The sequence below is a fragment of the Magnetococcales bacterium genome (assembly GCA_015231925.1).
Classification (GTDB): Bacteria; Pseudomonadota; Magnetococcia; order Magnetococcales; family JADGAQ01; genus JADGAQ01.
On the sequence record JADGAQ010000002.1, the window covers coordinates 59,129 to 78,001 of the forward strand.

Annotated in this window: 10 protein-coding genes; 7 read left to right on the forward strand and 3 right to left on the reverse strand. The window is 57.8% G+C overall.

Annotated elements, in window-relative coordinates; all coding sequences use genetic code 11:
* The first annotated feature begins 6 nt into the window (after positions 1-6).
* The 3 genes from HQL56_00620 (at position 7) to HQL56_00630 (ending at position 4,227) form a co-directional block, all read left to right on the forward strand.
* The gene (locus HQL56_00620) at positions 7-405 is read left to right on the forward strand and encodes a response regulator (protein MBF0308017.1); all 399 of its coding nucleotides are present in this window, start codon (positions 7-9) and stop codon (positions 403-405) included.
* 564 nt (positions 406-969) lie between these two features.
* Entirely contained in the window at positions 970-3,222 is a 2,253-nt protein-coding gene (locus tag HQL56_00625) for a hypothetical protein (GenBank protein ID MBF0308018.1), read from the forward strand.
* 207 nt (positions 3,223-3,429) lie between these two features.
* On the forward strand, positions 3,430-4,227 hold the full coding sequence (locus HQL56_00630; protein ID MBF0308019.1) for a formylglycine-generating enzyme family protein: 798 nt from the start codon (positions 3,430-3,432) through the stop codon (positions 4,225-4,227).
* A gap of 487 nt (positions 4,228-4,714) precedes the next feature.
* Here the strand turns inward: HQL56_00630 and HQL56_00635 are convergent, their stop codons facing one another.
* Together HQL56_00635 and HQL56_00640 are read right to left on the reverse strand one after the other, a co-directional pair.
* Positions 4,715-7,879 (reverse strand): response regulator, encoded by a 3,165-nt coding sequence (locus tag HQL56_00635; GenBank protein MBF0308020.1) that lies wholly within the window; start codon positions 7,877-7,879, stop codon positions 4,715-4,717.
* 375 nt (positions 7,880-8,254) lie between these two features.
* A complete protein-coding gene (locus tag HQL56_00640; protein MBF0308021.1) occupies positions 8,255-8,653 on the reverse strand; it encodes a response regulator in 399 nt (132 codons plus the stop codon).
* A 413-nt stretch (positions 8,654-9,066) separates the two neighbouring features.
* On the opposite strand from HQL56_00640, the gene HQL56_00645 reads away from it, so the two are divergent.
* The gene (locus HQL56_00645; protein MBF0308022.1) at positions 9,067-10,419 is read left to right on the forward strand and encodes a TrpB-like pyridoxal phosphate-dependent enzyme; all 1,353 of its coding nucleotides are present in this window, start codon (positions 9,067-9,069) and stop codon (positions 10,417-10,419) included.
* A 631-nt stretch (positions 10,420-11,050) separates the two neighbouring features.
* Here the strand turns inward: HQL56_00645 and HQL56_00650 are convergent.
* Positions 11,051-12,595, reverse strand: a complete 1,545-nt coding sequence (locus HQL56_00650; GenBank protein MBF0308023.1) for an NAD-binding protein — start codon at positions 12,593-12,595, stop codon at positions 11,051-11,053.
* Between the two features lie 172 nt (positions 12,596-12,767).
* On the opposite strand from HQL56_00650, the gene HQL56_00655 reads away from it, so the two are divergent.
* From HQL56_00655 to HQL56_00665, 3 genes are all read left to right on the forward strand, one after another.
* Positions 12,768-14,153, forward strand: a complete 1,386-nt coding sequence (locus HQL56_00655) for a glutamate--cysteine ligase (protein MBF0308024.1) — start codon at positions 12,768-12,770, stop codon at positions 14,151-14,153.
* Positions 14,154-14,678: 525 nt separating this feature from the next.
* Entirely contained in the window at positions 14,679-15,806 is a 1,128-nt protein-coding gene (locus HQL56_00660; GenBank protein ID MBF0308025.1) for an ABC transporter substrate-binding protein, read from the forward strand.
* Positions 15,803-18,550 carry a response regulator gene (locus HQL56_00665; GenBank protein ID MBF0308026.1) on the forward strand — a complete coding sequence of 916 codons (2,748 nt, stop codon included), beginning with the start codon at positions 15,803-15,805 and terminating at the stop codon, positions 18,548-18,550. Before HQL56_00660 ends, HQL56_00665 begins: the two co-directional genes overlap by 4 nt.
* The last annotated feature ends 323 nt before the right edge of the window (positions 18,551-18,873 follow it).

An 18,873-nucleotide genomic window follows, 5' to 3' on the forward strand; every position in this document is an offset into this window, starting at 1 on the left:
TCCTGCATGAAAATCATGATTGCCGACGATGAACTCAACAATCGCATTCTGTTGGAACGCATCCTCTCTCCTTACGGAGAGTGCGATTTCGTCATCAATGGCCGTGAGGCCATCGAGGCCTTCGAACTGGCCATGATGGACAACAAGCCTTACGATCTGATCTGCCTCGACATCATGATGCCCGAGGTGGATGGACAGGAGGCGCTGAAAACCATGCGCGACATGGAGCGCGGGGGACGCCCCGACGGCAAGGAGACCATCATTTTCATGGTTTCCGCCCTCGACACCGAAGAGCAGGTGGTCAAGGCCTTCTTCCGAGGGGGGTGTTCCGATTATCTGGCCAAGCCGATCACCCGGGACAAGGTGTTGGACAAACTGCGGCAGTATCGTCTCATTCCGGAATGATTCCGCGAGAGGGAATACGGGGGGCCGGGGGGATTATCCCACCGGCGGGGGCCGGGGCGAAGCCCGGGGAGTTGACGTAGCCTTCGGCGGGTCGATGCCAAAAGGTTGAATATATGGTTTCGAGCCACCTTTAAACTAAAGTAATACATCGACCCACCGGAGGGACCAGGGGAGGGACTCATCCTCCCCATCCTAAAGGTACCGACACGATACAGCCGGGGCTGTTCAAACGAGGAAATGACTCTGGAAACAACCCCGAACCAAGGCGGAATGGGCACTTCCCAAAAAGATGGGGAGGATGAAGCCCTCCCCTGGCCCCCTGCGGCGGGTTGAAGCGTTTACCAAGATCGTGCGAGGGATCGGGTTGGTGCGCTTTCCTCCAGGGCTTCGACCCGCTACGTCAACGTCAACACCTCGGGGCTCCGCCCCGAACCCGCCGGGGGGATAATCGCCCCCGGACCCCCGTAATACTTGCAAGATGTCGCCCTGGACCACGGTCTTCTTGCCATTTTAGCGCGATTGTTGCAAATTGTTCACTTCCTGTCACCGTGACCCGGGTAGACCATGGCTCCCTTTACCGATTCCCAGCACTTGCGGGCACGACTCCCGGCTTCCGGATGGCTGGGCGGAGCCGCGGTCCTCCTGGTCCTCGTTCTGGCCCGCCTGACCCCCGCCGAAATCGCCTGGCCGGGCGGCGTCCTCCTGGCCCTGATCACCATCTGGGGAGTCGGCAAGACGGCCATGCGGCGCGAAGAGCGGCTGCAACGCCTGGGAGATCTCGTCCAACAGCGTTGTGAACCCCAACGCACCGATACCGCTCCAATCGAGGAACTCCTGCCGCGTCTGGCCCATCTCGTCGAAAACAGCGCCCGCGCCATGGCCCTCCATGCCGGCAACGTCACGGCGCTGGTCTGCGATATCGTCCAGGTACACCGGTTCCTGAGCAAGGACTCCACCGACCTGGCCAGCCTCTCCCGGAACATTCAAAGCGAAAATGATCGCCTGCTTGGGGAAGTCGCCAACATCAGCGAACAGATGAGTGTTCTGAACGGCTATGTGGAGGCCATTTCGGCCCAGGCCGGCGCCATCGTGCAAGAGACCACCGCCGTCAGCGAAACCACCTCCGTGGCGCACGGAGCCATGGCCGCCATGGTGAACGGCAGCGAGGAGATGTCGCGAACCATCTCCGTGGTGCATCGCAATCTGGCGGAGGTGGAAGCCTTCTCCAGCGGGGTGATGCAAACCATGCAGGAGATGATCCGCGCCATCGAACAGGTGCGCGCCATCACCACCCGGGCGGATCAGGCCTCTCTTCGCGCCCACGCCGCCACGATGGAAAACGAAACGGTCATGGAGCGTCTGGCAGGCCTGGCGCGAGACATCGGCGCCATGGTGGAAGCGATCACCGATATCGCCGCCCAAACCAACATGCTGGCTCTGAACGCCGCCATCGAGGCCGCCGGCGCCGGCAGCGCCGGACGCGGATTCGCGGTGGTGGCGGGAGAGATCAAACAATTGGCCAGCCAGACCGCTACCGCCACCCAGGAGATCATTTCCAAAATCGGCGACATTCAGGAAGAGGTCAAACAGGCCAATACCTCTTCCCGCACCACCTCGGAGACCATGTCCATCCTGCTGGGTTTCAACCGGCAGATCTCCTCGGCCATGGAACAGCGTCTGCTCGCCATTCATCGGGTCAACGAATCCCTCTCCCAGGTTCAAACCGTGTTGGCCAGCATCACCCACAACACCCGTGGTCTCGAAGAGGCCGCCACCCGGGTACACCGTGACGCGGATCAGGCGGCGCATCTCACCCGAACCGCCGCCGGCCAGGCCGAGGCCGCCGCCAGCGCCGCCGAAACCATCCGCTCCCACATCGAGGAGGGACGCCGCTCTTCCCTGGCCACTCTGGCTTCGACCCGGGCTACGCACCAACTGGCCACCACCACCCGGGAATCACTGGTGCGTTCTTTGCGCCTGAGCGGTTTTCTGCACGGCTCCATCAGTCAGTTCCAGGCATCAAGCACCTTCGCCAGGGAGATCAACGATCACCTGCTGGCCTGGAAACCCCGTTTGCCGCCCTTCCAGGAACCGTTCGACATCAAACGCATGAAGGAGCCCCTGCTGATTCTGGGGGGACGGCTGGCCAAAGCCTTTCACGGCAACATACCCCGGCAGGAAAACCTCTCCTGGGAAGAGAGTTATCCCGGCTTATGGCTGAACCGCTGCCCCCTCGACGCCCAGCAAACCCGCCCCGTGATTCAGGAACTCAAATCCGCTTACGAACTGGCCCTTCAAGGCCTCGCCGCTTTGCGGGATAATCGTCGGGACCAGGCGGTGCAGCTTGTCGAGGCCTTTCACCAACAACGCCGCCTCTTTTTCAACGCCGTGGATACCCTCTATCTGCAACTCGACATCCCTCCGCTGGATCTGCCCGCCATGCGGTGGAGTGCCGATCTGGCCATCGGCCATGCCGACATCGATGCGGCGCATCAACGCATCTACTCTTTGGTCAATCAATTGTATCTCGCCCTGACCCGCAGTCAGGATCAGGCCGGACGTCTGGCCCTCTTCAAGGAACTCAATACCTTGTTATTGAAGCATTTCCGTGAAGAAGAGGCCCTCATGGACCAGACGAACCATCCCGATCGGGAGTTTCACAAAAGCCAGCACCGCATTTTGCAGCAACGTCTCTCCGGTCATATCGAATCCGGGGAGGTGGAGAGTCTGACCCTCTCCCTGGATCTGCTCTCCTTCCTGGAAAACTGGTTTTCCTATCATATCTGCCATGTGGACAGTCGTCTGAAGTCCCGATGAGCTGAAAGCCTCTGTTTCACCCCCTCTTCCCGCCGGATCCGCTGCCTGCATCGCCACCCTTTTTGACAAACGGGTGACGATCTTATTACCTTTTTATTTGTCCTGATATTTTTATTGCGATGTTATTTTGTTTATCGGTATTCTCATTGTCAAGCACAGGGCATACCAAATAATATTTGGACACCTTCAAACTGCATGGAGCAACGTATGACGCAACGCAAGGCAAATGGTTTCAAACTGGCTGTCGCGCTTCTTCTCCTCTACCCGGCGCTGGCCAGCGGGGATGAGGAACTTCCAAGTTACACCAACACCATCGGCATGACTTTTATCCGCTTGCCTGCCGGATTTTTCACCATGGGATCGGACAAGAATTTTGATGCCGAGGCCAGTCGGGACGAACAACCTCCTCATCAGGTTACCATCACTCAGCCGTTTTTCATGGGCAAGTATGAAGTGACCCAAAGCCAGTGGGTGGCTTTGATGGGCACCAATCCCAGTTCGAACAAGGGGCGCAGCCAGCCGGTGGAGCAGGTCAACTGGATGGATGTGCAGGAGTTCATTCGTCGATTGAACACCAAGGAGAACACGGGTAGTTATCGTTTGCCCACGGAAGCGGAATGGGAATATGCGGCTCGTGCTGGAACGGACACCACCCGTCACTGGGGGGACAGTAGTGACGGCATGGAAAAATACGCCTGGTTCAAGAGCAACTCGGGTGGGGAGAGTCATGCGGTGGGGCAGTTGCTGCCCAATGCCTGGGGTTTGTATGATATGTTGGGCAATGTTTGGGAGTGGGTATCTGATTTGTATGATGCCCGGTACTATTCGAACAGCCCGGCGGCGGATCCGAAGGGTCCGACGTTTGGTTCCATTCGGGTTCGGCGTGGAGGGGGGTGGTTCGACAATTCGACTTATCTGCGATCTTCTTCGCGTTTCTGGTTTGATCCGGGGGTGCGATATTCTTATTTAGGTTTTCGTTTGGTCAAACAGGTTGAGGGTCCCTGATTTGCCGTTTCACCCGGGTTTCCGAGTTTTCGGAAACCGGGGATTTTCAGACAACGCCAATTTTTTTGACGTTCAATATTTTTTCTTTAAGTATCAAAAAAAGAAAATGTTCTATTTTTTGACGTTCAATATTTTTCTTTAAGTATCAAAAAAAGAAAATGTTCTATTTTTTGACGTTCAATATTTTTCTTTAAGTATCAAAAAAAGAAAATGTTCTATCCTCTATTCTTTCAGGCTCGCCCAGCTCATGGCCATCCTTTTCGGCGGCCTTTTGCCGAAAAGGATGGCCCAAGAGCGAGCCCGCCATTGGTCTTGTCTTCAGCCAATCGTCCGTTTGATTGGCTGAAGACAAGAGCGGATTGCCCGTGAAAATGGCTTCGACGTTTTGGTTTTTTATTATATAAAATCAACAGACAAGACAGAGTCAAAGGATAGAACATTTTCTTTTTTTGATTTTTAAAAGATAAATATTAAAAGTCAAAGAAAATCATTCGCCCTTCATCGCCTCGACCGCCTGGACATACTCGTTTTGCAACTCCGCAAACAGATTTTGAGCCTCGTCCCAAATCTTCATCTCCGCCTTGCGCCCCAAAAACATGGCTCGCACCTTGACCCGCTGCGCCCCCACCTTGACAGCCATCTCCTGCAATCCCTCCGCCAGCTTGCGAGCCGCCGTGGGATCCCGATTCTCCAACACCTTCCGCAACATCTCCAACTGCGCACCACCCTCCTCCAGAAAACGGCTCCGATTGGCGGCAAGCACCTCGGGAGGATCGTTCACCGCCACCAGCGGACTCTTGACCGGACCCGTGCGCACCATCGCAGGACGCGCCGCCGCCTTGCGTACCATGAGCGGTTGCAACAATTCCAACAACTCCTGGGGACGATAAGGCTTGCGCAGAAAATCGTTCATGCCCTCGTCCAGACAACGTTGCCGTTCCGCTTCGTAAGCATGCGCCGTACAGGCGATGATGTGAACCTGCTGTTTGTCCCCCAGCCCGGTATTCTGCCGAATCTGCTGGGTCGCCTCGTAGCCCCCCATCTCCGGCATCTGCAAATCCATGATGATCACGTCGCAGAAAGGCATCGTCGCCAGCCGTTCCAATCCCTCCCGCCCATTGTTGGCCACAGTGATGCGATGCCCGCACCGTTCCAGAATGCTGACGGCCAGCCTCTGGTTGTTCTCGTTGTCTTCCACCAGCAGAATATCCAACGGATTGGCCACCACCACCGACGGCGCCGGAACCGGTTCGGCCGCCTTCTCCTCCGGCAGCCGCCCCAACAGCTTGTTGATCATGCGCAACACCTGAAAACGCCGGGGCGGCTTGCGCAAACCCGCAACCTCCTCGAAAGCGATCGTCGGCCTCAAATCCTCGAAACGCCGGGAAGCCGGCAACAAAAGCAAGCCCTTCCTCCGCCAGCCCGGATGAGCAGCGAACCCCTCCGGCAGCCGCCCCTCCCCCTCGACGAAAACATGATCCATCACCACCACGTCGAAAGGCTTCTCCCGAGCCGATTCCAGAAGCGCCGTCAAGGTTGCCGCATCGCCGGCCTGTTGCGCCTCGCCTCCAAAATAAGCCACCACATCGACCAGATGCGCACGCAACGATGCGTTGAGAGTGGCCACCAGAACGCGCACCCCGCCAAGCGGCGTCTCCCGGGGCCGCTCGCTGCGTTCTTCGAGAGATCCCTGCAGATCGGTCTTGTGCCGCTTGCCCACCGGGAAAGAACTGGTGAAGTGAAAAACACTGCCCCGACCCACTTCCGATTCCACCCAGATGCGGCCTCCCATCATCTCCACCAGATGCCGGCTGATGGTCAACCCCAGCCCGGTGCCGCCGAATTTGCGCGTCGTGGAACCATCCACCTGGGTGAAGCGTTCGAAAACCTGGGCCAGTCGATCCACCGGAATGCCGATGCCGGTATCCCGCACCGAAAACCGCAACTGCTGCTGCCCCTCCTCCGGATGCTCCGGCGCAGGCTCCATGCTCACCGACAAGGTGATCTCCCCGTTTTTGGTGAACTTGATGGCGTTGTTGAGCAGGTTGATCACCACCTGATTCAGGCGCAACGGATCGCCCACCAACGTCTCCGGCAGGTCGGGATGCACCTGGCAGATCAGCTCCAGATCCTGTTGATGCGCCTTCACCGCCAGGGTTTCGCACGCCGTCTCCATGCGTCCCAACAGATCGAACGGAATGCGTTCCAGCTTCAGACGTCCCGCTTCGATCTTGGAAAGGTCGAGAATGCTGTTGATCAGCTCCAGCAACGACTGGGAGCTGCGCTGCACGATCTCCAGATTCTCCCGCTGCTCGTCGTTCAATTCGCTGGAAAGCACCAGATCGGTCATGCCGATGATGGCGTTCATCGGCGTGCGAATCTCGTGGCTCATGTTGGCCAGAAACTCGCTTTTGGCGCGGTTGGCCGACTCCGCCACCGCCAGCGTCTCTTCCAGAGACTTCACCAACTGTTTGCGTTCGGTGACATCGTGGATGAACGCCGTGAAAAAGAGGTTGCCCTCGGTTTCGGCAGCGGTCAGGGCGATTTCCAGATCGATACGGGCCCCGTCGGCACGCAGACCGGGATACTCGATGCGCCGGTGCAAGCGGGGGCGCTGCTCCGCCGGCAACGCGGCGTAAGCCTGCAAACCGGTGCAGTGCCTCTCTCGATACTCCTCGGGAATGATGATCTTGGAAATCTGTTGCTGCAGGAGTTGCGCCTTTTTGAAGCCGAAAAGCCTCTCCGCCGCCGGATTGAAGTGGATCACCCTGCCCTCGGCATCGGTGGAGACGATACCGTCCAGCGCCGTCTCCAAAATCGATTGCAGATAGTTCTCCCGGCTTTTCAAGCGCTCCAGCGTCTCCGCCAGACGCCTGGTACGCTCCTGAACCTGCTGTTCCAGATCCTCGTGGGATTCGATGATGGCGATATTCTGCGAAACCCGGCAGAACAGCTCCTCGTTCTGAAAGGGCTTGGTGAGAAAATCGTTGGCCCCCGCCTTGATGAACTGCGCCGCCAGATCGGTGGAACCCTGGGAGGAGAGACCGATCACCGCCACATGATCCCGCGGAAACTTGGCCCGGATGCGTTTGGTCAGTTGAAAACCGTCCATGTTGGGCATCTGGTAGTCCGTCAGCACCAGACGTACCGGATGGGCATCCAGTATGCTCAACGCCTGTTCCCCGTCGGCAGCTTCCAGCACGGTGAAACCATACTCGCGCAGAAACCCCACCAGCATGGAACGGAAACTCCGGGAGTCGTCCACCACCAGCACATGGCTTTGGCGATTTTTCACCAGGCGTTGCACGAAAAACAGCACCGAATCGACTACACTTATATTATCTTTAATGAAGTAGTCTAGCACACCACGGGAGATAATCTGATCCCGCAACTCCTTTTTGTACTCTCCCGTCAGGACAATGCTGGGAATTTTGCGCACCCGCACGAAATCGACCACCTCACCATTGGGGGCGTCGGGCAGGTTCAGATCGAGAATGCTCAGGAAAAAACGTTCCGGGCTCTGGCCTACGATAATTTTCGTTTCAGCCAGGGTACGCGCCAGCTCGACCTGAATATTCAGCCGGGATTCGATCTGTTTGGTCAGAAAGGAGGCGAAGCTTTTCGAGTCTTCGACGAGCAGAATGGAAGCCATCTTTCCTCTTTTCCGAAGGGTGGGTAATATTAAATTTTTTGACTTTCAATATTTTATCTTATAAATATCAAAAAAAAGGAAATGTTCTATCCTTTGACTTTTTCATTTATCATTTATTTAGATCGTTTTGAACCATTGCTTCTCCTTTCGCTGTTGACGTTCAAACCCCATGGGATCCAGGGGGCGCAGGGACTTGTCCTTTGATTGTTGATACGGTCACGCTACGCTACGCAGGGTTCTGAATCGTTACGGAAAGTCAAAGGATAGAACATTTCCTTTTTTTGATACTTAAAAGATAAAATATTGAAAGTCAAAAGATCAAAGACATATACCCACAGGATCTCGGGAGTTTTGCAACTCCCTCGGATGACGGAATCAGGTCACGAGGTGATGGGTTCGGAGTTTGTCCAGCATCTCCTGCCGGGTAACCGGCTTGCTCAGAAAATCGGTACAGCCCTGGGAAAAGAGACCCTCCACCGACAAATCACCCAGATCCGACCCGGTAACCAGAAAGATGGAAGAGAGTTGATTCGACGTCAGACCGAATTCCGTCTCCTGCTCACGCATGCATTGCAAGGCTTCGCGTCCGTTCATGGCAGGCATTTGGAAATCGAGACAGACCAGACGGTAGGGGTGGCCCTCCTCCAGCGCGAACTGAAAGGCTTCCGTGGCTTCCTGCCCGTCGGCGACGAAATCGCAGTGGCCGAGAGGACCGAGTATGCGCTCCAAAAGCAGTCGATTGTCGAGTTCGTCATCCGCGACCAGAATGCGCATGTCCTCTTCCTTGAAGGCAGGAGTGAAACTTCCCTCGCTACGCCCCGCCATTGTTCACCGTCGAGGGGAAATTTTCAATCATTTCTCTACCGGAATCGGTGCGCCTTAACGGAAAATACCAATTGCATTATGGTGACGCAATGGTTCATCATGATTTAAAGTAACAAAACAGGAAAAGTCAAAGTATAGAACATTTTCCTTTTTTACTTTCTAAAGGATAACATATTGAAAGGAAAAGGATTTAAAATATACTACCCGCTTGGCTTCGTGGCATATTGCAACTCCCTCGGACTTGCCGATATTCGGGATTCCGCCTCTTTTCCGCTCGTCAAGCGCATCCGTCCTCGTTACCATGGGCGATACACTCGTCCCCATTGAACAAACCAGCCCTTTTGCAGATGGAGTCGCCTCCGATGGAACGCACCCGCATTTTGTTATCGGAAGAGGATATTCCCACCCATTGGTACAATGTGGTGTCGGACATGCCCAACGTCCCGGCCCCTCCCCTGGGACCGGATGGCAAGCCTCTGGGACAGGAGGCTTTGGCGGCGATATTCCCACCGGCTCTGATCGAACAGGAGATGGCCACCGAGCGATGGATACCGATTCCCGAGGAGGTTCGCGGCGCCCTGAGTCTGTGGCGTCCCACTCCGCTGCATCGGGCCTGGCGTCTGGAAGAGGCGCTGAACACGCCGGCCCGCATCTATTACAAATACGAAGGGGTCAGTCCCGCCGGATCCCACAAACCCAATACGGCGGTAGCGCAGGCCTATTACAACCGCGAAGCGGGCATCCGCCGCCTGACCACGGAGACGGGCGCCGGGCAATGGGGCTCCTCCATCGCTTTGGCAGGCCGCATGTTCGGGTTGGAAGTGCGGGTTTACATGGTGAAGGTCAGCTATCAGCAAAAGCCCTTCCGCCGTTCCATGATGCAAAGCTGGGGCGCGGAGGTCTTCGCCAGCCCGTCGAACATGACCAACTCGGGACGCGCCGCCCTGCTGGCCGATGCCGACAATCCCGGTTCTCTGGGACTGGCCATTTCGGAAGCGGTGGAAGAGGCGGCCAGCCGTCCGGACACCAACTATTGCCTGGGGTCGGTTCTCAACCATGTGTTGCTGCACCAGACGGTGATCGGGCTGGAAGCCAAGAAGCAGTTGAACATGGTGGACGAGTATCCCGATGTGGTCATCGCCTCGTGTGGGGGAGGCTCGAATTTCGGCGGCACCGCCTTTCCTTTTCTGGCGGACAAAGCCCACGGCAAGCGGGTGCGTCTGCTGGCGGTGGAGCCCGCCTCCTGTCCCACGCTGACCCGGGGTCATTATGCCTATGATTTCGGCGATTCGGCGGGGCTGACGCCGATGATGCTGATGTACACTCTGGGCCATGATTTCATGCCGCCGGGCATTCATGCCGGGGGGTTGCGTTATCACGGGGATTCGGCGCTGGTGTCGCAACTGGTTCACGAAGGGGTGGTGGAGGCACGGGCGGTGCAGCAGTTGGCCACTTTCCAGGCGGGATTGTTGTTTGCCCGCACCGAAGGCATCATTCCCGCGCCGGAGGCGTGTCATGCCATTCGGGCCGTGGTGGAGGAGGCGGAAGCCTGTCGGGAGAGGAAGGAGTCCAAGGTGATTCTCTTCACCCTGTCGGGTCACGGCCATTTCGACATGGCGGCCTACGATGCCTTCTTTGCCGGGAAGCTGCAGGACTTCGACTATCCGGAAGAGGCCATCGCCGCCGCGTTGAGCCGGTTGCCGAAGGTGTCATAGGATAACTTCAAACTGCGCTCACCTTGTTTTTCCATTCATACCGGGGTCCGGGGGGGATTATCCCCCCCGGCGGGGTTCGGGGCAGCGCCCCGAGGTGTTGACGTGGCCGTTGCGGTCCGCTGCAGCCAATGAAAGCGCAACGCGCTCACCTTGTTTTTCCATTCATACCGGGGTCCGGGGGGGATTATCCCCCCCGGCGGGGTTCGGGGCAGCGCCCCGAGGTGTTGACGTGGCCGTTGCGGTCCGCTGCAGCCAATGAAAACGCAACAAGCCGATTCCAAATACGATCTTGAGAAACGCAGCGGACCGCGGGGGGGCAAGGGGGGGCCTCATCCCCCCCTCCTTGAACCCGCCCCACGACGAGAAGCAAGGCCAACCCTCCGCATCGAGCCTCACGACGAACGTCAACGGCGAACGTCAACGGATGGGGGGATGAGACCCCCCCTTGCCCCCCCGCGGTCCGCTGCGATAAATCCGTTCGGTGCGAAGTGGCGGCTTTCGGGATTTCATTGGCGGCAGCGGACCGCAACGGCAGCGGACCGCAACGGCAACACCTCGGGGCGCTGCCCCGAACCCCGCCGGGGGGGATAATCCCCCCCGGACCCCCGTATGACTGAAAGATATCCGGATCTCAAAACCTCCGCCCTGACAACATACTCATCAAACGGTCCAGATCATCCTGATGCCCCAGACAAATGAGACAGTCCCCCGTATTCAACAACGTGTCCGCCTTGGGGTTGAAGATCAACTCCCCGTCCGCCGGCACGATGCCCACCACGATGATGTCGAAATCCCGCCGCAGATTGGACTCCGACAACGGCTTGCCCGCCATGACGGATCCCGGCGGAATGATCAACTCCTCCATCTCCAGCTCCACCAAATCGCGCTTCAACACCAGATCCAGAAAATGCAGCGCCTTGGGCCGCAACGCCGTATAGGCCATCTGCGCCCCCCCGGTGCGGAACGGCGAAATGACCCGGTTGGCCCCCACCTTGAGCAGCCGCTTCTCCGAATCGGGACTGATGCCGCAAGCCACCACGAAACAGTCCGGACGATGCTCCCGCACGATGAGAATCAGATAGACATTCGTCGCCTCGTCCCCAATGGCGCTGATCACACAGGAAGCCCGCCCCAAACCCAGCCGCTCCCACGCCTCCTCCTGGGTGACATCCCCGTGAATGGCCGCCCAACCCTCCCGCATGGCCGCTTCCACCCGCTCCTGCCGCTCGTCGATACAGGCGAACTTCCGCCCCTCCAGCTTCAACGTCTGGCATACCGCCCAACCCAACGGGTCCAGACCACAGACGATGATATGCCCCCGCAATCGCTCGATCACCCGCTCCATGCGCTGCTCCTTCAATAACAAGATCCGTTCCGTAAGGGCCGTCACCAGAATGGAGGTCATGAAGACCGGTACCGACATGCCCATGATCACGCCAACCATGGCCACCCCCTGCCCCAGAGGGGTCACCGGCGTGATGTCGCCATACCCCACCGTGGTCACCGTGATCACCGACCAGTAAAGCGCCTGCCAAAAATGATGCACACTCTCGTTGAAAGGGTGCTCGGCGATGTAGAAGGCCAACGCCACCATACTCACCACCAACACCATCACCACCGACAGCGAAATCAACTCCTGCCGCCGGTCCGCCAGAATCACCGTGAAAAACGACAACCGCCGGGAATAACGAAACAGCTTGAGAATGCGCAGCACCCGCAAGACCCGCAACAGACGGAACGGCCCGAACAACGGCAAAATACTCAGCAGATCCACCACCGACATGGGACGACGCATCCACAGCAGCTTGGGCCGAACCGCATCCCATGTCGCCTGCAAACGCACCCAGGTCTCGTTGTCCCGATGATGCCGACGCCGCCGGCGCACGAAGGCCTGACGATAATCCTGCACAAAATCGGAACAAACCCAGAATCGCAGCAGGTATTCAACCAGAAAGAGCAGGGAATAGCCAAAATCCAGGTGATGGAATCGCTCCACCTCCTCGGGAGTCAGATCGGGATTGGTCTCCAGGACCATGGTGGCCAGGGAGAACATCACCACGCCCATCATGGCGACATTGAAAAGATCCCGTCGGCGACTGTCGGGATTTTCCAGAAAATGATAGAAAAACAGTTTGATGGGTTGATTGTCGGAAGGTACGTGCTGGTGTTCCTGCATTCTGGCGAGCTCCAATAAGGGAGTGTCGGCCCCATTGTTCCCAGAAAATGGTGGCAATGCAACGGCTGGGGGGGTGCGCTGTCGCAATATCGCGAGTATCATGCCCGATTCGAAGGCTGGAACCGGTTCAGTCCTTTGCCCTATTTTTACTCTTTTAAGCTATTTTCGCGCCATGAGGCCATCTTCCGCCCCCGTCACCCACGAAGCACCTCTGATCGCCTGGCTGGAGGAGGGCTGTCGCCCCTCTGCCCGCTGGCGTATCGGCACGGAACACGAGAAATTCGGTTTCCGGCGTCACGACCTCTCCCCGATCCCTTACGAGGGCGAAGGCGGAGTGCGTCAGATTCTGCAAACCATGGCCGCCGAATTCGGCTGGGAAGAGGTGCTGGAAGAGGGACGACCCATCGCCTTGCGTCAGGGAGAAGCGGCCATCACCCTGGAGCCGGGTGGCCAGCTCGAACTCTCGGGAGCCCCCCTCGACACCATTCATCAAACCCAGCACGAGATCAACACCCACCTGGACCAGTTGGGCGCGGTATGCCGTCAGATGGGAGTGGCTTTTCTGGGGGTGGGCGTCCAGCCCAAATGGCCCCGGGAGGCCATTCCCTGGATGCCGAAAGGCCGTTACGCCCTGATGCGACGCTATCTGCCCACCCGGGGAGAGCTGGGCCTCGACATGATGTTGCGCACCGCCACGGTGCAAGCCAACCTCGACTTCTCCTCCGAAGCCGACATGGTGGCCAAATTCCGCCTCTCCATGGCCCTGCAACCCCTGGTCACGGCCCTTTTCGCCAACTCCCCCCTGCTGAACGGTCAACCCACCGGGTACCTCAGTACCCGCGGCCACATCTGGCAGCACACCGATCCGGACCGTTGCGGCTGGCTGCCCTTTCTTTTCGAGGAGGGGTTCGGCTTCGCCCGCTATACCGCCTGGGCCCTGCAGGTGCCCATGCTTTTCGTGGTCCGGCAGGGCCAATATCGCGACTGCGGCGGCGCTCCCTTCCAGGCCTTTCTTGACGGACGCCTGCCCGCCCTGCCCGGCGAATATCCCACCCTCGACGACTGGCGCACCCACCTCTCCACCCTCTTTCCCGACGTGCGCCTCAAACACTACCTGGAGATGCGGGGAGCCGACGCCGGCAACTCCGCCACCCTGTGCGCCCTGCCCGCCCTCTGGAAAGGGCTGCTCTACGACGACCAGGCCCTGGGAGAGGCCTGGGAACTGGTGGCCCGCTGGAGTCCCGCCGAACGGGCCGCCTTTCACCGGCAAGCCCCCACCCTGGGCCTGAACACCCCGGTGCCGGGACGTCTGGCCACCGCCAACCCCCTGGCCCATCGCATTCTCGAAATCGCCCGCAAAAGCCTGCACCGCCAGGATCGTCGCAACGCCCAGGGCTGCAACGAAGCCATCTACCTCGACTCCCTCTTCGAAAGCGTGGAAAACCGCATCACCCCCGCCGAACGCCTGCTGGAAGCCTTTCACGGCCGGTGGCAGGGTTCGGTCGATCCCCTGTTCACCGAAGGGGAATTCGAATCCTTCTTCGCCACCTGTTCGTAGGGCGTGTTGACATTTGCCGGATTTTGGTTCCTGGCAAGGCGCAAGACGGTGAGGAAGCGGAATGTCGTTCGCCTACATGAACATTCCGAACCGGATTGCAACGCCGCCAGGGGCCAAAAGATGGTGAATGTCAACACGCCCTGGCCGGGTTTCCGCTTGTTCTCCTCCACAATATCGCTATGATGACTGCATGATTCTCAATTCAGGCAAATTCTCCCCCTGATTCAGGGCTGGCTGCAGAGTTCATAAAGCCAAGTGGTTATATTTTTTATCTTTTGATTTTCAATATTTTAAATATCAAAAAAAGGAAATGTTCTATCCTTTGACTTTTTGATTGTTATTCGTATGGATTTAATGACCATTCCGGAATGATTTTGCAGTGGGTTCAAATGAAAAGTCAAAGGATAGAACATCTCCTTTTTTTGATACTTAAAAGATAATATATTGAAAGTAAAAATACTTATTGATATATTCCGACTGGTTCAAGAGAGTATTGAACTCCCTCTTCCGGGAAAAAGGTTTCCTATGGCGGATCACCCACCGACCAAAATACGGTTGACCCTTTCTCCGATCCGGTTGATGCTCGGGGCGTTATCCCTCCTGCTCGCAGACGCGGTTTTTGCCGCACCCGACACCAACTCCCCTTACATCAACTATTCCTACGGCCCCGCAACGGAATGGATCGATATCGGCATTCAGCCGCTGTGGCTCCCCTCCAGCCTCATCACCGAAACCATGCGACGGGATGTCCTGCTGCGGCAGGAGCTGGCCGCCCGGGGTAAAGGCATTCGCTTCCACCCCTTCCTGAACGGACCCGACATCAACACCCTGCTGCACGAAGGCAGACTGGTGGCGGGGGTGGGGGGGGATCTGCCGGCCCTCCGGGCCTGCATCCGGGATCGGGTACAGGTCCTTTCCCTCATGGACCTCAGCTTCACCGCCGTCGTGGCCCGGGAGGCGCTGCTGCCGACCGATCTGCGGGGTCTGCGCATCGGCTATGTGCCGGGTTCCAATGCCCACTACACCCTGCTTAAAACCCTCGATGCCGCCGCCATTCCGGAAAGCGACGTGCAACTGGTCGAAACCCCCATCAACCGCATGCCCGGCTATCTGCAGTCCAAGCGTATCGACGCCTTCGCCGCCTGGGAACCCATTCCCTCCCTGGCCACCTCCCAAAGGGCGGGGCAGGTGGTGTTTCGTCATCTCTCCCGGGGGTATCTCTATTTCGCCGACGCCTTCGCCACCAACCATCCCCACCTCGTCGACAGCCTGCTGGCCTCCCAGATCCGGGCGCTGAACTGGTTGAAACGGTCGGAAGCCAATCAAGGCAAAGCCCTGGACTGGGCGTTGACCGCCGCCCAGGAGTTGACCGGCCTGCAAGCTCCGCCCGACCGGGACGAACTGCGTATTCTGGCCTATCAGGGGCTGCGTCGTCTCGGTTCGATTCCGGTCGTCACCACCCAGGAATCGGGGGAAACGGGCTATCTGGCCCGGCTCTTCGCCTTCCTCCGAGGCATCGGTCAGGTGCCCGACTCCCTCACCTGGAATCAGGTGGCCCCCTGTTTTCAGAAAACCGTTCTGCAAAAGATCCTCGCCGATCCGGTGACCCATCGCCTCCGACAGGACTCCTTCAGGCCGGAGGATCCGTCATGACGACATCCCTCCTCCTCCGCTGGCCACGACGCATTCGTTCCCGTTTGATGCTCTGGTTTTCCCTGCTTTATCTCGTCATCCTGGGGCTGGTGCTGCAATTCTCTCTCAACGGCCTGCCCGGCGAAACCTACGACGGTCAGATCGGCACCCTGCGCCGACAGAGTTTCATCGAGTTCAGCCGATTGGCGGACATCAAGGAGGAGTTGATTCTCGCCTGGTTCGAAGAAAAGAAGAACGATCTGGTCGCCCTGTCGCACAACACCGCTCTGGTGAATGATATCCTGCGCCGGCTCGAACAACCGCCGGAAAGCAGCGATTTTTCCCCGCTCGCCCGCCAACTGGAGCAGCACGTCAACTCCTACCACGATGTGGCACGCATCGATCTGATCCGGCTGCCCGGAAGCGAGATTCAGGTTTCCAGCGACACGAAAGCCATGCCGATTCCGTTTCCCCCCGCCTTTCCGGAACTGCTGGCCTTGTCGGTCAACGGCCTCATCGGCCCGCCCCGGCAGGTGAACGGCAAGACGCTCCTGCCCATCGGCGTCACCTTGCACGCTCCGCAGGGCCATGCCGTGGCCGCTCTCATCGCCTGGATCGACTCGGGTTTGATGTTGCGATCCCTGCTCAAGGTGAAGGACGAGATGGGGTACAGCGGAGAGATCCTCTTCGTCGATCCCGAACTGGGTTTCCTCACCCCTTTGAAATTTCCCGGGGAGATGATCGAAAATCCCAGCCGGGGAAAAGGCAACGCCGCCATTCCCGCCCATCTGGCTCTTCAAGGCAGCTCGGGAGTTCTGGAAACCGTGGATTATCGCGGCAAAGCGGTGATTGCCGCCTTTCGTCACCTTCGCATGAACCCCTTCTGGGGTTGGGGACTGGTGGTCAAAATGGATCGGGAGGAGCTGTTCGCCGCATTGCATCGACAGATTCTGCTGACCCTTCTGCTGGGAATCGGTGGTTTCGGCCTCCTGCTGGTCATGGTGGCCTGGCTCTCCCGTCACCTGACCACGCCTCTGCTGCGTTTGAACCAAACGGCTCATACCCTCTCCCAGGGTGACTATTCGGTGCGCGCCGATCTGACGGATGAGGATGAAATCGGCGATCTGGCCCACCGTTTCGATGCCATGGCCGAAACCATTCAGGAGACCATCCGCAACCTGAGGACCGCCCGTCAGCAGGCGGAAGCGGCCAGCCGGGCCAAAAGCGAATTTCTCGCCGCCATGAGTCACGAAATACGCACGCCCATGAACGCCATCATCGGCATGGCGGATCTGCTTTGGGAACGGGAGCTGGATCAGACCGAACGCCACTATGTGCAGATATTCCGCTCCGCGGGCGAAGTGCTGCTGGCCGTGGTCAACGACATTCTGGACATGGCGCGCATCGAATCGGGACAACTGGTTCTGGAACACACGCTGTTCAATCTGCGGGAGCAGATCGAAACGGTGTGCGACATCCTGGCTCCCAAAGCCCATGCCAAACAACTGGAGCTGGTGGCCTATATCGCCGAGGAGGTTCCCACCCAGGTTCTGGGTGATCCGGTGCGGTTTCAGCAGGTTCTGATGAACCTGTTGGGCAACGCCATCAAGTTTACCGAAGAGGGCGAAATCACCTTGATGGCGGAGCGTGTGGCCGGTGCCAGCACTGCCGATACGGCCCGTCTGCGTTTTCAGGTCCGCGATACCGGTATCGGCATTCCGTCGCCCAAGTTGTCGACCATCTTCGACAGCTTCGTGCAGGCGGACAACTCCACCACACGACGTTTCGGAGGCTCCGGACTGGGCCTGACCATCTGTCGCTATCTGGTTTCGGCCATGGGTGGCGACATCACGGTCGACAGCACGCCGGGAAAAGGCTCATGTTTCACCTTTTTCGTGCCGTTTCCCGTTTTGTCCGGGGAAGAGGGGGAGAGGCCCTTCGTCTCCAGAGAGTTGGCCGGCGTCTCCATTCTGGTGGTGGATGACACCTACGCCAACCGTTTGATTTTCCGCGAAACCCTTGCTCCCCTGGGCGCCCGGGTGGATGAAGCCGGTGGCGGGATCGACGCTCTGGCAAAACTGGCTCAGGCACAGCACGACAAAAAACCCTATGCTGTTTTGATTTTGGACGTGCGCATGCCGGAAGTGGACGGTTTTCAGGTGATTCAACGCATGCGTGGCATGGCTCTCGATCCACCCCGGATTCTGGTGGCCACCTCCGATATCCGGGGAGTGGATGCCCGCTTTTGCCAGGACATGGGTATTCATCGGTATCTGATCAAGCCGTTGAAAGCCAAAACCATTCGGGAGCAGGTCATCGGTCTGGTGAACATGCCGCGGGAGGAAAAACCAACCTCGCCTCCCCAGGAGGAGTTTCCATTCGATGCCCTGTTGCGGATTCTGGTGGTGGATGATTCCGAGGACAATCTTTTCCTGGTGGAGGCGTTTCTCAAGGAACAGCGGTGTCAGTTGGTTTTCGCTGCGGATGGCGAGCAGGCCCTGACCCGATGCCGGGAGGAGCGTTTCGATCTGGTGTTGATGGACATGCAGATGCCGGTCATGGATGGCTTCAATGCGACGCGGGCCATTCGGGCCTGGGAGCGGGCCGAAAATCGTTCGCCCGTGCCAATTATCGCCCTGACGGCTTATGCGTTGCAGGAGGATCGGGAGAAGTCGCTGGAAGCGGGTTGTACGGCCCACTTGAGCAAGCCCGTGAAGAAAAAGCAGTTGCTGGCCACGATTGCGGCTTACGGTCGACCTGTGTGAACAATCCTTTTACTTTCAATATGTTATTTTTTAAGTATCAAAAAAAGAAAATGTTCTATCTTTTGACGTTTCAGTTAATATTTAATTGAATTATATAAAATAAATAACGGACGTAACGATTCAGGTATGCGGGGGTTCGGGGGGGGATAATCCCCCCCCGAACCCCCGCATACCTGAACAGATACGATAAAATGAAAAGTCAAAGGATAGAACATTTTCTTTTTTGATACTTATACCGCGTCCATTTTGGAATGCGTAATTTTTCTGAAACTATTCAGGATCCCGTGCAGCGCAATATGACGAAGTCAACGGCGAAAGGAAAA